Origin of the sequence: Paracoccus wurundjeri, assembly GCF_030678915.1 — a bacterium.
Taxonomy (GTDB): domain Bacteria; phylum Pseudomonadota; class Alphaproteobacteria; order Rhodobacterales; family Rhodobacteraceae; genus Paracoccus; species Paracoccus onubensis_A.
Genome location: NZ_JAUUTZ010000026.1, coordinates 19,301 through 33,001 on the forward strand (window position 1 = coordinate 19,301; position 13,701 = coordinate 33,001).

The 13,701-nt window shown below is 58.3% G+C and carries 15 protein-coding genes; 1 reads left to right on the forward strand and 14 read right to left on the reverse strand.

The window, feature by feature from the left end:
* Window positions 1-48: 48 nt before the first annotated feature.
* The 5 genes from Q0601_RS20040 to Q0601_RS20060 form a co-directional block, all read right to left on the reverse strand.
* A complete protein-coding gene (locus tag Q0601_RS20040) occupies window positions 49-561 on the reverse strand; it encodes a flavin reductase family protein (RefSeq protein WP_305291686.1) in 513 nt (170 codons plus the stop codon).
* Between the two features lie 37 nt (window positions 562-598).
* Window positions 599-1,363, reverse strand: a complete 765-nt coding sequence (locus tag Q0601_RS20045) for an SDR family NAD(P)-dependent oxidoreductase (protein ID WP_305291687.1) — start codon at window positions 1,361-1,363, stop codon at window positions 599-601.
* Between the two features lie 9 nt (window positions 1,364-1,372).
* Window positions 1,373-2,131: an SDR family NAD(P)-dependent oxidoreductase gene (locus tag Q0601_RS20050; RefSeq protein WP_305291688.1), complete on the reverse strand. Its 759-nt coding sequence runs from the start codon at window positions 2,129-2,131 to the stop codon at window positions 1,373-1,375.
* Window positions 2,132-2,137: 6 nt separating this feature from the next.
* Window positions 2,138-3,340 (reverse strand): acyl-CoA dehydrogenase family protein, encoded by a 1,203-nt coding sequence (locus Q0601_RS20055; protein WP_305291689.1) that lies wholly within the window; start codon window positions 3,338-3,340, stop codon window positions 2,138-2,140.
* 142 nt (window positions 3,341-3,482) lie between these two features.
* On the reverse strand, window positions 3,483-4,415 hold the full coding sequence (locus Q0601_RS20060; RefSeq protein WP_305291690.1) for a LysR substrate-binding domain-containing protein: 933 nt from the start codon (window positions 4,413-4,415) through the stop codon (window positions 3,483-3,485).
* A gap of 113 nt (window positions 4,416-4,528) precedes the next feature.
* Between Q0601_RS20060 and Q0601_RS20065 the strand changes: the two genes are divergently transcribed.
* Window positions 4,529-5,272, forward strand: coding sequence for an SDR family NAD(P)-dependent oxidoreductase (locus tag Q0601_RS20065; protein WP_305291691.1), 744 nt, complete (start codon window positions 4,529-4,531; stop codon window positions 5,270-5,272).
* Here Q0601_RS20065 and Q0601_RS20070 read toward each other — a convergent pair.
* The 9 genes from Q0601_RS20070 to Q0601_RS20110 are packed head-to-tail and all read right to left on the reverse strand — an operon-like array spanning window position 5,176 to window position 13,603.
* Entirely contained in the window at window positions 5,176-6,228 is a 1,053-nt protein-coding gene (locus tag Q0601_RS20070; RefSeq protein ID WP_305291692.1) for an alpha/beta fold hydrolase, read from the reverse strand. The two genes, Q0601_RS20065 and Q0601_RS20070, sit on opposite strands and share 97 nt — an antisense overlap.
* A gap of 15 nt (window positions 6,229-6,243) precedes the next feature.
* The gene (locus Q0601_RS20075) at window positions 6,244-7,002 is read right to left on the reverse strand and encodes an SDR family NAD(P)-dependent oxidoreductase (RefSeq protein ID WP_305291693.1); all 759 of its coding nucleotides are present in this window, start codon (window positions 7,000-7,002) and stop codon (window positions 6,244-6,246) included.
* 25 nt (window positions 7,003-7,027) lie between these two features.
* Complete coding sequence (locus Q0601_RS20080; RefSeq protein ID WP_305291694.1) at window positions 7,028-7,735, reverse strand: ABC transporter ATP-binding protein; 708 nt, start codon at window positions 7,733-7,735, stop codon at window positions 7,028-7,030.
* Entirely contained in the window at window positions 7,722-8,504 is a 783-nt protein-coding gene (locus Q0601_RS20085) for an ABC transporter ATP-binding protein (protein WP_305291695.1), read from the reverse strand. Before Q0601_RS20085 ends, Q0601_RS20080 begins: the two co-directional genes overlap by 14 nt.
* Complete coding sequence (locus tag Q0601_RS20090) at window positions 8,501-9,514, reverse strand: branched-chain amino acid ABC transporter permease (RefSeq protein WP_305291696.1); 1,014 nt, start codon at window positions 9,512-9,514, stop codon at window positions 8,501-8,503. The genes Q0601_RS20085 and Q0601_RS20090 overlap by 4 nt, the downstream gene beginning before the upstream one ends.
* Window position 9,515: 1 nt before the next feature.
* Window positions 9,516-10,397 carry a branched-chain amino acid ABC transporter permease gene (locus Q0601_RS20095; RefSeq protein ID WP_305291697.1) on the reverse strand — a complete coding sequence of 294 codons (882 nt, stop codon included), beginning with the start codon at window positions 10,395-10,397 and terminating at the stop codon, window positions 9,516-9,518.
* On the reverse strand, window positions 10,394-11,662 hold the full coding sequence (locus tag Q0601_RS20100) for an ABC transporter substrate-binding protein (RefSeq protein WP_305291698.1): 1,269 nt from the start codon (window positions 11,660-11,662) through the stop codon (window positions 10,394-10,396). Before Q0601_RS20100 ends, Q0601_RS20095 begins: the two co-directional genes overlap by 4 nt.
* Before the next feature lie 52 nt (window positions 11,663-11,714).
* Window positions 11,715-12,647: a 3,5-dioxohexanoate:acetyl-CoA acetone transferase gene (locus tag Q0601_RS20105; protein WP_305291699.1), complete on the reverse strand. Its 933-nt coding sequence runs from the start codon at window positions 12,645-12,647 to the stop codon at window positions 11,715-11,717.
* Between the two features lie 17 nt (window positions 12,648-12,664).
* Window positions 12,665-13,603: a 3-hydroxyacyl-CoA dehydrogenase gene (locus tag Q0601_RS20110; RefSeq protein WP_305291700.1), complete on the reverse strand. Its 939-nt coding sequence runs from the start codon at window positions 13,601-13,603 to the stop codon at window positions 12,665-12,667.
* Between the last annotated feature and the right edge of the window lie 98 nt (window positions 13,604-13,701).

A 13,701-nucleotide genomic window follows, 5' to 3' on the forward strand; every position in this document is an offset into this window, starting at 1 on the left:
TGAGTCTTGACATAGATGCCGAGCGCCCCGCAGGTCATCGCCCGCTGATCATCTGACCGGATGCCATCCGCCGTAAGCTCGATTGAAGTGAGTTAACGGTGACTGATCACTATCGAAGTCGATTTTTGTAGCGACAACACGGCCGAAGATTACGCAATGCGTGCCTATGTCAACGCCTCGATCAAGCCTGCAATCCAGTGATGCAAGCGCACTCGCCAGTACTGGAGAGCCGGTCGACAACGTTTCCCAACGATCATGCTGGAACCGGCATTCGCGCGCCGTCGTTGATGAAAAGCGCAATGCAAGATCCTGATGGATCACGCCCAGAAAGTTTACACAGAACGCCCCGCACTTCGTCAGGTCGCCATACATGCTCGCCCGGCGATTGATGCAGATCAGGATGGTCGGCGGCTCGGCACTGACCGAGGAAACGGCGGTTGCAAGCATTCCCAGCGGCACGCCGCCATCGCCAAGTGTTGTCAACAAAGAGACGCCGCTTGCAAGCCGGGACATCGCGCCTTTGAAACCATCCATTTCGACTGATCCTGTGGGCATATTCATGCTGATCTTCCCTCACCTGAGATCAAATTTTCCAATATCAGAACGAGGCAGTCAGCCCGCCATCCACGTAAATGATCTGCCCCGAAACATAATTCGAAGCGTTTGACGCCAAATAGACGATGGTGCCTCCGAGTTCGGCCGGCTCACCCCATCTGCGAGCCGGAATCCGCGCCACCCTTTCGTTGAAGAATGCGCGATCATTCATGATCTGCCGGTTCATTTCGGTGACGAAATAGCCCGGTCCGATCCCATTCACCTGAATATTCGCACCGGCAACCTCGGTGGCGAGACAGCGGGTCAGCATTCTCAGGCCACCTTTTGCAACCGAATAGGGCACGATCCCAGGACGACCCAGTTCCCCCACCACCGAAACCGTATTGATGATTTTCCCGGCACCCCGGGCCAACATCCCGGGTAACACCGCACGGCAGGACATGAAGGGACCATCCAGATGCGTTTGCATCATCACCTCCCAGGCCTGATCCGTCACATCGACAACTGGTCCCCGGTCGGTGATACCCGCATTATTTACCAGAATGTCGATCCTCCCGTGCCGGGACTCGACGGTTTTTATCATCTTATCGATCTCGGCGCGTCGGGTCACATCGCAAACGGCAATATCGGCCTGCCCGTTCGCTGCACGGATCGAAGAGGCGACCTGTTGCAGCGGATCCGGATTGCGTCCGCTTAGCGTCACCACCGCCCCGGCCTTGCCAAGCGCGTGCGCCATCGCCGCCCCCAGCCCTTTGCCTGCGCCGGTAACGATCGCGACTTTTCCCGTCAGATCGAACAAATCAGTCATATCGGCTCCTCAGTGAAAGCTGCGCCCGCCATCGACGGCCACCGACGAACCGGTCATATAGGACGAGTCCTGGCTCAGAAGGAACAGGATGCAAGCGGCGATCTCTGCGGGTTGACCCCAGCGACGCAGGGCATAACGATCCAGCGGAACGGGTGGGGTATCGTCGCCCGCCTTGTTCAAACCGGCATTCATCGGAGTATCGATAAGTCCCCGGCAAACGGCATTCACCCGGATTGTCGGTGCCAGTTCAACTGCCAGCGCCTTGCTCAGGCTTTGCACACCGCCTTTTGATGCTGCATATGCACCGGCGCCCGCGACAGGGATCAATGCCTGTGCAGAGCTTATATTGACGATCGACGCCCCCTCGCCCGCCTTAAGCAGATGCGGGATCGCGGCCTGACACATCAGGAAACTGCCGGTCAGGTTCACATCGATCATCTGCTGCCAGGTTGCTTGCGTCATCTCGACCACCGGCCCCAGCGCCACGACACCCGCAGAATTCACCAGCCCGTCAATACCCGCCATTTCCGCCGCTGCCATCTGTATCGCATCGCGAACCGATTGCAGCTGTGTGACATCGGCGCCGATCCCAAATCCCCGCCGGGACAGACTGGCCGCAACCGCACATGCGCCCGCCTGATCGCGGTCGAGACAAGCGATCTGTGCCCCTTCATCCGCCGCCAGACGCGCAAGCGCCGCGCCAATACCCGATGCCGCCCCGGTCACGACGATACGCCGACCGGCCAGCCTTCCTGTCATTGCCGACATAACGGATCAGGCCCCGGATTTTCCTGCCGCGCGCTGCTTCCATTCGTCCAGAATCGGCACCGCGATATCCTGCATCGCGATCGTGTCGACGAAGATATGCTGTGTAGCGGCATACATGTCGCGCATGCAGCGCCCCAGATCGCTGGGATTGCGCAGCGCTTCGGAGCCGCCCATCGTATAGCAGAACCGCACCACTTCGGCAGCGACCTTGTGCACATAGATCACATTCTGCCGAAAACGGGCACGCATCGCCGGGGTCAGTTCATGACCCGCTTCAAGATATTCCTGCGTTTCCGCATAAAGACGCAGGGTGAAGTCTCTGGCAGCGTGATAGGCTGCTTCGTGATAGGCGAAATCATGGCGGAAAACCTGCTGCTCGCCCAGAACCGACTGATAGGCGGGCCGTTTCTTGGCAAAGGCGATCCGGGTAATTTCCTCCAATGACCGCTTCATCAGACCCAAAGCGACACCCGTGTGACCCGCGCAGGCAAGTCCGGCAATGCCGATATCATAAAGCCGCCATTCCCGCAGACTGCGTGTCGCGCTGCGCTCGTGGTGATATCCCCGGGGCACCGTGACATCCGTCAGGTTATAATCCACGCTTCCCGTCCCGCGCAGACCAAGAACATCCCAATCGGTCTTGAACTCGGCCTTATCGCGCGGCAGCCAGCAAACCCGAACCACCGGATTACCGTCGGGCAGCCTGCGCATGATCTTGTCATCCATCACGAACATGCCCGCACCCAGCCAATCGGCATGCAGCGAGCCGCTACCGAAACGGTAATTGCCGCTGCCCTTCAGCTTTTCGCTGGTCTCGACCGCAGCGCCTCCGGGCCCAAGCATCCCTGCCATGACCGGCAATTCCGGTCCGCCATACATATCCGCCACGGCTTCTTCGCTGCAAAAGGCATATGGAACCACCGTTCCCGTCGAATTCGCCATCAGCGACCAGCCCGCCGAAGCATCGGCAGCTGCGATTTCTTCCCAGGCTTCCATACAGTCCGCCATCGGCGCCTGAAATCCGCCCGCCTGCTTTTCAAGCAACATCCAGAACAGGCCGACCTCCTTCATCGCGGCGACAACCTTGGGTGTCATGGTGCCGATGCTTTCGGATTCCTGGGCTTCGGCGCGCACAAGCGGTGCGATACGGCGCGCGCGCTCAAGCATGGTTTCTGATCCGGTGGTGGAAATCGTATTTTGCATGTTCATGGTATTCTCATCTGTTGCGGCCGACGCAACGCCCTCCCATCGGATCGCGCGACGATCTTTTCTTCTGTGTCAGGATGAAAGCTGGCTCGCGCTGCGGCAAATACCGTCTGCGCGCAGCATTGATACCCTGTAGGTATCGATATTAGCCCATCCCGGTTTCCAGCAATGCCTCGACCTGATCGGCATCGCCGGAAAGTTCGTCAACCAAAGAGGTAAAATGTTCCAATGCAGGGTTTCCGTTGGCATCCTGCCAGACCAGTTCAAGATTTACCGGTAATGACAGGTCCTCCAGCGGCCGCAGAACAACGGACTGGATATCGAGCGGTCGACAGGAGGCATTAAGAAATGCCAGCCCCATGCCTGCCGCGACAAGGTTCATGATCGCGTTCTCATTATCGGCATATTGTGCGATCCGGGGCGCCGCACCTGCCTCACGCAATATGGATGTCAGCTTTTCATGCGTAACGCCGTTATTTCGGGGATTCGGCATGATCAGCGGCTCCCCCGCAAGATCCGACAGTTTCAGCGATGTTTTCCGGGCAAGGCGGTGCTCGCGAGGCATTGCAAGTACGAAATCATCCTGCCCGATCCTTACCGATCTAAAATCGTGCTTTTCGCCACGATGACGCAAAATGAACCCCGCATCGAGCGCGCCTGTCCGAAGCCCCTCCACCTGAGCCTGCGACATCAGAAAATGCAGTTGCAGGCTGATCGCTGGAAAGGCTTCCCGAAACGCCTGCAAGAAGCGGGGCATTTCACGGCGACGGCCCGCGATCTCATTAAAGGCGATATGGAGCATCCCCACCTGCCCCTGCGAGATCCGTCTTGCGCGCAATTGGGCCCCTGCCATCCGTTCCAGAATTTCCCTGCAATCATCCAGAAACGCCTCGCCCGCACGGGTCAGGCCGATGCCACGTGGCTCGCGATCCAGCAAGGCTGTTCCGACCTCGATTTCGAGATCGCGAATCTGCCGCCACAAAGCGGGCTGCGAGACATGAAGCCGTTCGGCCGCGCGATGAAAGTTCAGTTCCTCGGCGACAGCGACGAAGTAACGAAGATGCCGGGTCTGCAACATCACGATACCTGCGCGGTATCAGGTTGTCCCGTCAAAGGTATTGGCATATCGGCCTCCGAACGCGCGAAACTGGGCACGCAATCCGTAACACGCGGATGAAACGAGGAGAAACTATGACTGAACGATTGAAGGGTCGCAAGATCATCATCACCGGGGCCGGTTCCGGGATCGGGCGGGAATCCGCGCGGATCTTTGCGCGTGAAGGCGCCGAACTGGTCTTGCTGGATCGCGACGTCGCTGCAGCAAGGGAAACTGCCGCCGAGAGTGGCGGCACCGTGTTCGAAATTGACGTGACCAATGGCGAAGAAGTTGCCTTGGTTATCGCGAAAGCAGCCGAGGTGCTGGGCGGAATTGACGGCCTGCTGAATTCCGCCGGAATCCTGACGATGAAAACCGTCGATGACATATCGGTCGAAGAGTTTCGCAAAGTGGTCGATGTCAATCTGACAGGAACATTCCTGGTTTGCCAAGCAGCATTGCCCTGGTTGAGACAGGCAGGAAACGGAACGATTATCAATATTGCTTCGGCTCAGGCGCTGTTGCCGTCGCTCACTGGCTCTGCCTATGCGGCGTCGAAAGCGGGCGTCATGATGTTCTCCAAAAGCCTTGCCAAAGAACTTGCGCCGGACATCCGGGTGAATGTCATCTGTCCGGGAGCAACCGCGACACCGATGACCGATTCCGGTGTGTCTCCTGACGATATCGCCGGACGCGAAGCGCTTGCCAGCAATTATGCGATGAAACGCATCTGCGAACCCGATCAGATTGCGAACGGCATTCTGTTCCTGATGTCGGATGAGGCGTCGGGCGTAACCGGCGTGGCGCTTGCCATCGACAACGGCCGCACCTTCCACTGATGCGACGTGGGGGGGGGGGGGGGGGGGGGGGGGGGGGGGGGGGGGGGCGCGGGGCGGGGGGGGGGGTGGGGGGGGGGGGGGGGGGGGGGGCGGCGGGGGGGGGGCCCCCCCCCCCCCCCCCCCCCCCCCCCCCCCCTGCGGCGCGGGCGGGGCCCGCCCCCCCCCACCTCATTCAGCCAGTCCAGCATGATACGGTTGAATTCCTCATCGAACTCGACATTCGGGAAATGATATCCGCCGCTGATCTCGACATATCGCGAGCCCACAATCTTCGAGGCAATCAGCTTGTTGTCGTCAGGCGGCGTCGTCGGATCCTCTGACCCTGCCAGAACCAGCGTCGGAATATCGATCTGATGCAGGCGCGGCTCGACATTATGGGTCAGGCAAGCCTGCATACAGCCGAAATATCCGTCGAGTGACGTCCCAAGGAAAGTTTCACGCAGTGCTTTCCATCGCAGCGGACGACGCTCCCGATAGCCGGGACCATAGCGGCGCTCCATATTGGCCGCGACAATGCTTTCCAGTGACCCGGATTCCTTTACCGCCCGGATCCGCCCCAGCATCAGCTCTGTATCGCCCATCCATTTCGAAGCGGTGCAGCATGCCATCAACGAGGCCAGCCGTCCCGGATGATCCGCCGCGATGACCTGTCCGATCATGCCTCCCATGGACAACCCGATCATATGGACACCACTGTCAAAGCCCAATGCGTCAAGCACTGACAGAACATCATCCGCCAGTTCCTCGATCGTGTAGTCGCCGGAGGTCGCGGTGCTACCGCCATGACCGCGGGTATCGATCCGCAGCACCTGAAAGCCGGCCGCAATCAACGCCGGAACCTGCTCTGCCCACATTCCGAAATCCGAGGTCAGCGAATGGGTCATGCAAACGACCGACGCATCCGCCGGACCGATGAGATCGTAATTGATCAGGGACTTGCCCGTATTATGAAGCATGGTTCAGTACCTTTGTCAGTAGAATATGCGGCCGCCATTGACGACCAGAAGCTGCCCGGTGATACAGCGCGCTTCCTGGCTGGCAAGGAACGACACGGCGTTCGCGATATCCTCGGGCTCTGCGAAATGCCCGATCGGAATTTCCCGCACGGCTGCGTCATAAACCTCTTTCGGCAATTGCTTCGGCCCCCGGGTGTTCGTGACGCCGGGCGCAACCGCATTCACATTGATGCCAAAAGGTGCCAACTCGCGCGCAAGTCCCCGGGTGAACCCTGTAACGCCGGATTTCGCGGCGACATAGTCAACGATGGTCTTTTCGCCGATCAACGTGGAATCGGACGAGATATTGACGATTCTGCCGAATTTACGGTCACGCATTCCGGGCGCGACAAGCCAGCTGACATAGAAAGTCACCATCAGGTTCAGATCGACAACGAAATCCCAGGTCTCGGGAACCGAATCCAGAAACTCTGTGGCGTTCTTTCGCGCTGTTTGGCCGACATTATTCAGAAGAATATCGATCGGACCAAGATCACCGGAAGCTTTGTCGATCGCGGATTTGACCGCTTCGCGATCACGCATATCGGTCACGATCGGCAGAACCTCGGCCCCCGCGGCACGGACCGCTTCGGCAGTCTCATTCAGCGGTCCGTCTTCGATATCCAGAATCGCGACCTTCGCGCCCTGTTCCGCGAATTTGAGCGCGCTGGCCCGGCCGATTCCATTCGCGCCGCCCGTGACAAGCGCGACCCTTCCCTCAAATCTTTGGGTCATTCCGTTCCTCCTTAATGGTTACGCGTCACGCAAGCGCCAGATGGCGGTTGCGGATCGCTTCATCCTGATCAAATTCCGCCCAGCTTCCTGAAAAGACGACCGAACCAGTATCCAGGACATAGACATGATCGGTAGTCTGCCGGCTGAACCAGATATTCTGCTCGACCAGCAGCATGGTTATCTGCAACTCGGTGCAAATCTGCGCCACAATACTTGCCAAATCCTCGACGATGACCGGCGCCAGCCCCTCGGTCGGCTCATCCAGCAGCAGGATCCGCGGCCGCGATGCAATCGCCCGCGCGACAGCCAGCATTTGCTGTTGACCGCCGCTTAACTGCCCGCCGAGACGGGCCTTCAGCGGTCCCAGCATCGGGAACCAGTCGTAAATCTGCGACAGGGGGATCACCGGGCGATCAGCGGATGCGCCAAATCTTCCCAGTTCAATATTCTCTTCCACAGTGATATGGGTAAAGATGCGCCGATCCTCGGGCACGAAGGAGATTCCGTCCTTCGCGCGCTTGAACCAAGCCTTCTGGCCCAGCGGCTGACCGTTGAAAGTCACCTCTCCGTCAACCCTCGGCCCGGAATTTGTGATGGATTTCAGTAGCGTGGACTTACCCGCGCCGTTACGGCCAAGAACCGAGCTTCGTCCGCCGGTCCCGACCTCAAGCTGAACATTATGCAGGATATGGCTTTGCCCGTAATAGGCATTCAATCGATCAATCCGCAGCATGATACATATCCTTACCCAGATAAACGTCACGGACGACCTGACTGTTGCGAATTTCATCCACAGTCCCGGCGGCGATCACCTCGCCATAATTCATGACGACGACGGAATCGGCGATCGAGAAGATGACGTCCATGTCATGCTCGGTCATCACAACGGCCACGCCCTGTTCGCGGCGGATATTGCGGATCATCTCGACGATCTGCATCCGGTCGGCCGGTGCCATGCCCGCCGTGGGCTCATCCAGCATCAGAACCTTCGGCTCCAATGCCAATGTCAAGGCAAGTTCCAGCCGCTTCTTGTCACCGTGAGAGATCGTGGTGGCAACCTCGTCTCGCAGGTTCCCGATTTCAAGCCGGGTTAGCAGAGCTTCGGCCTCTTTGATCAGACCGGACGTCGGAGACGTGCGCCACCAGCCGCCCCGACGCTGCCGCCGGTTGCGGTCACGGGATTCCAGCGCGATGATCACGTTTTCCAAAGCCGTCAGTTCCAGAAACACGCGAGAGACCTGAAAAGTCCGGCCCATTCCCTCGGCTGTGCGCTGGTGCGCGGACACTTTGGTGACATCCTTGCCCTGGAACACGACCTTCCCGGCCCGGCAGCCGATTTCACCCGTCAGCGCCTTGAACAATGTCGTCTTGCCAGCGCCATTGGGACCGATGATCGCAAGGGCCTCACCCAGCTGCACAGCGAGACTGACACCCTTGATCACCTCGAATGTTCCGTAGTTGACGCGCAGATCAGTTGCTTCCAGCAATGGTACGGAGTTCATTTTTTGCCTCCGTTTCCGCGGATGCGCCGGGTCGCCTTACCCAGCAGACCGACGATACCGGTCGGCGCAAGCAGGATAACCAGCACCAGAATACCGCCCACCAGCATCTCGGACAGACCAGCGAATGTCCGCGTCCAGTAATTTATGCCTGTATAGGCAACGGCCCCCACAACAGGCCCCCAGAACGAGGTGAACCCACCCAGCAACGAATTCAGGATAGGCTGGGTCGATGCCAGCCAGTTCACCTGATCCAGTGTCACGATCCGCGTCCATGGTGCGGATAACGCGCCTGCCAATGCCGCGGTCCCCCCCGAGATCATGAACGAGATTACCCGGACACGCGCAACATCGATGCCAACGAAACGCGCACGCTCCGCATCTTCGCGCACGGCACGGAAACTACGGCCAAGACGGGAATGAACCACCCACCACAGCGCCGCGACGGTCACGACGGTCGCAATGAGAAGGAAGCGATAATAATCGTGGCTATGTGTCAGATCGAGATCTAAGAACCCAAGATCGATGATTGGCCGCGGGATATTTCCCAATCCATCCTGTTCACCCAACGCTTTGGAAAGACCAATTATTTTTGCCATTGCCTCGGTCAGGGCCACGGTCAGCACGGCCAAGAATATCCCGGTCAGCCGCTTCAGCGCCACGACTCCGATTGCCAGCGCGACCAACGCCCCAAGAATTCCCGCGACGGCAAGAACCACAAGGAACGGTAGCTGAAAGTCATATCTGAGTGCGGCACCAGTGAAATAAGCGCCGATCGCATAGAAGCCGGCATGACCGAAAGATGCCAATCCCGTATATCCGAACAGCAGATTCCAGGAGAGCGCAAAGATCGCCTGAATCATCGTCATCCCGACCCAGAACAGCAAACCCGCGTTCAGCATCATCGGCGCAAAGAAAAGAAAGGCAAACAAGGCGGTCAGAACCACCGGCCCGAGAACCGGGCTGAAGGTAGTCATACGGCCCTGAATTGAGGTGGATGAATTCTGCACCATATCAGGTTGCTCCTTGTGCGGGAAACAGGCCGGTCGGCTTCCAGACAAGGAAAACGGCAAGCATGACATAGATGGCGATGCCGCCATATTGGCTCAGGAAGGTGGCATTGGCGCTTTCGACCAGCCCCAGCAGGATACAGGCGATAAATGTGCCGCGAATGCTGCCAAGCCCGCCTATAACCACCGCCATAAAGGCATAAAGAACGAAAGACGCGCCGACATGCGGCGACAGGGCTTGGTTCGGAACCAGAATACCGCCCGCAAATCCTGCAAGCGCAAAACTCGCGATGACGGAAACCATCAGCACCATGGGAACATTGATCCCCAAAGTTCCCGCCATCCAGGGATCGTTCGAAACCGCGCGCATGATCTTGCCCGCCCAGGTGCGATGCATGATCATCTCCAGCGCTGCGAACACCGCGATGCCCGCTCCAATGACGAACAATGTGTAAAGCGAAATATAGGACCCGCCGACAACGATGGCGCGATCGATCTCGGGCGGGGGCATGACGGCCTGATAATCCGTGCCCCATATGAACTTCGCGGCGCCCTCGCAGAACAGCATCAGGCCAAAGGTGGCGATCAGGGCGTAGTGGTAATCGACATTGCGCAAACGCTTCAGAACCAATTGATCCGTCAGATACCCCAAGGCTCCGACCGCCGCCGCCGCAATGAGCGCCACGCCCACGAAACTCCAGATCGAGGCGGGCCATGCGCCGCCTACGGTGAAGGCGATATATGCGCCCAGCATGAAAAACGCCCCATGCGCGAGGTTCAGGATCTTGAGGATCCCGAACACCCAGGTCAGACCGGCGGCGACCAGAAAGAACGCCATCCCGGACGCCAGACCGTTGAACAAGACAAAAACCGCCTGCGAGGTCATTGAGGAAGCTCATTGATATCAAAGGGCTGCCCCGGATTTGCGGGCTCTATCATCTCGACCGCATCGACGCTGGTGACCTTGTTGAACTGAAAATAGGGCTCTTCGGTCGAGGGCCCCATCTGCGAATAGAAATTCAGTCCAAGCATCTGATGATCCTCGGTCCGGAACTCGACAGGCCCCCCGGCGGATTCGAAGCTGAGATTCTCCATGGCACCGATAACTTCGTCGGTATCGGTCGTCTCCGCCTTGCGGATACCCTCGAACAGCGCAATCGCAGCGCGGTGCCCCGCGGCAACCTGACCCGACGGGAAATCATCACCCTTGAGTTCGACGTAATCCTTGTAAAGCTGCTGGCTGACCGGATTGCTTGCAAACGGCTCCTGATTGTAAAGCCAATGGCAGATCGACCACAGATTCGGATGAGTATTCCGCCCCAGGGCTTTGCCGGTAATATCGCTGTTTCCGACCTCGCCGATCGCTTTGAACTTATCGTACAGACCTACTGAACGGGCCTGCTGGAAAAAGCTGATCTGCGCCGAGGCGGCAATTCCCAGATAGAGCCCCTCGGCCTGGGAACTCATCAACTGATTGATCTGTGTACGGAAATCCGTTGCCGTCGCCTGCGTGTAGATCGTATCCAGCACGGTTGCCTTTTCACCCGAAGCAGCCTCGGAATATTTCTCGACAGCACGGCCGAAGAAAAGCGCCGAATCCCGGCCGAAATCTCCGTCTGGCGCCAATGACACCCATGTCCTGATTTCCGGATTTTGCTCGATCAGGGTTCGCCCGAGCGAGCCGTATTGAGTATAATTATTCGCTGTCGTCCGGAAAATATTGCGATTGAACAATTCATGCGTGACGGGCATCCCGGCGGCCGCCACGATGATCGCCACCATGTTCAGTTCGGGCGCCAGCGGCGCCAGACCCAACGCGGTCACGGTCTGCGAACCGCCCAGCATCAGGTTAATCCCATCCCCTGCAAATTCGCGTGCGATGGCCACCGATTCCGCGCTGTTATACTTGTCGTCGCGGGTCACAAGCTGCACCTCGCGACCAAGCAGTCCGCCATCGCGATTGATCTGGTGTATCGCGATTTCCGTGCCGGCCAACATCTGCGTTCCAACCGGCGCGCCAACACCGCTAAGCGCATAGGATGCTCCGATCCGGATCGGAGCCGTTTGCGCCCGCAGATAAGTGGCATTCATGCCCAGGGTTACGCCCGCGCCCGCGGCAATGCCCTTCAAGACTGTTCTTCTTTTCATCATCTGGTCTCTCCCTGATTCAGAACCGATGTTTCAGATTTCCATCCAACCTTCGTCAAAAAGCGACATCGGTCCCTCCCTTGAGTTCAAGCAGGCTGCGGGCTTCATCCGGAGTCGCGATCCGCAGCCCCAACCCCTCGATCACCTTGCGAACCAGCGTGACCTGTTCGGCACTTGATTCCGCCTGGCGACCGCGACCGGCCCAAAGCGAATCCTCAAGACCGACGCGAACATTGCCGCCCATAGCCGCCGCCTGTGCCGCAATGCGCAACTGACTGCTGCCGGCACCCAGCACGGACCAGCGGTAATCCTTGCCGAACAGCCGGTCGGCAGTACGCTTCATATGCGCCACATCTTCGGGATGTGTTCCTATCCCGCCAAGAATGCCGAAAACGGACTGAACGAAGAAAGGCGGCTTTACCAGTCCGCGTTCCACGAAATGCGCAAGATTGTAGAGATGCGAGATGTCATAGCATTCGAACTCGAAGCGCGTCCCGTTTTCGTAGCCGGTCGACAGAATATACTCTATATCCTTGAAAGTGTTTCGGAAAACTACGTCACGAGTCGCTTCGAGATGGGTTCTTTCCCATTCATGTTTGAACTGCGGATATTTCTCGACCAACGGGAACAGACCGAAATTCATCGAACCCATGTTCAATGAAGCAAGCTCGGGATGCAGCTTCGCCGCCGGACCAACACGCTCTTCCAGTGCCATATGGGGCGATCCGCCGGTGGTCAGGTTTATCACCGCGTCAGTCGATTGCTTCAGCCGCGGAAGAAACCGCATGAATGCCTCGACATTCTGTTCGGGACGGCCATCATCGGGATTTCGCGCATGCAGATGCAGAATTGCAGCCCCGGCTTCGACAGCACCCAGAGAATCCGCGATAATCTCTTCCGGTGTGACAGGCAGAGCCGGTGACATCGTGGGCGTATGAATACCGCCGGTGACCGCACAGGTGATGATAACTGGCGCAGATTCTGCCATGAGTTCAATCCTTTGTATTATTCACTCTGATGGGTGCTGCGATGAACATTCAAAGCCATCAATTGTCTGTCGCGCCACATCTGACGTTCTGGCAATTCCGATTGAGAAAGCTTCTCGCGGCGTTCCATCTCGATTCGGTCAAGAACGGGGCCCGCCCAGTCCGCGCTGTGCCGCATGGTTTCGGTCATCCCGCGAAACATGCCGTGGTAGCGCTCGACATAATCGCGGACACCGCCGGGGGCATTGAGATCGATGGTCTCGAATGGCCCCATAAAGGACCAGCGCATTGCCAATCCGTCCTTGACACATCCGTCGATGGCATCGGTCGAGGCATAACCTTCTGCGACAAGCCGGAAAGCTTCGTCCAGTATTGCAGCTTGCAGACGGTTCAGCAGGAAGCCGTCTATCTCGCGCTGCAGTCGTATGGGCGACTGGCCGATTTCCGTCATCAGGGCCTCGGTCCGTTCGGTCGTCGTCTCATCCGTCCATTCCGCAGGAACAAGTTCGACCAGAGGGATCAGATGCGGCGGATTCACCGGATGAGCAACAATGCAGCGTGCGCGCCCCGGCAGATGGTCCGTAAACGCCGATGGCAACAAGGCCGAAGTTGAGCTTGCGATGACAGCATCCGGCGCGGCAAGCCCATCCAGTTCCCGAAACAAGCCACGTTTCAGGGCCAAATCTTCAGGGGCGTTCTCCTGCACATGGGCCGCACCTTCAACTGCGTCCGTAAGGGTCGATGCAATCGAAATTCGCGCCAGAACGTCTTGCTCCGTGCTTCCTGTCAGCAGACCGGCGGCCGCAATCCCGGGCAGCATATCGGCGATATAACGACGCGCGGACTCTGCCGCACCATCAACCGGATCCCACAGGCGTACATCCCATCCAGAGCGGGCGAAACAAACGGCCCAGCCGCGACCAATAAAACCGGTGCCAACAATTGCAACAGACCTCATGAACAACTCCTCCTAAGTTTTTCACGGTCTCTTTCCTCTTGCGCAGACCATTACTTGTTTGCCAGTATCGGTCAAGAAAATTCGTGATCTGTGATCTC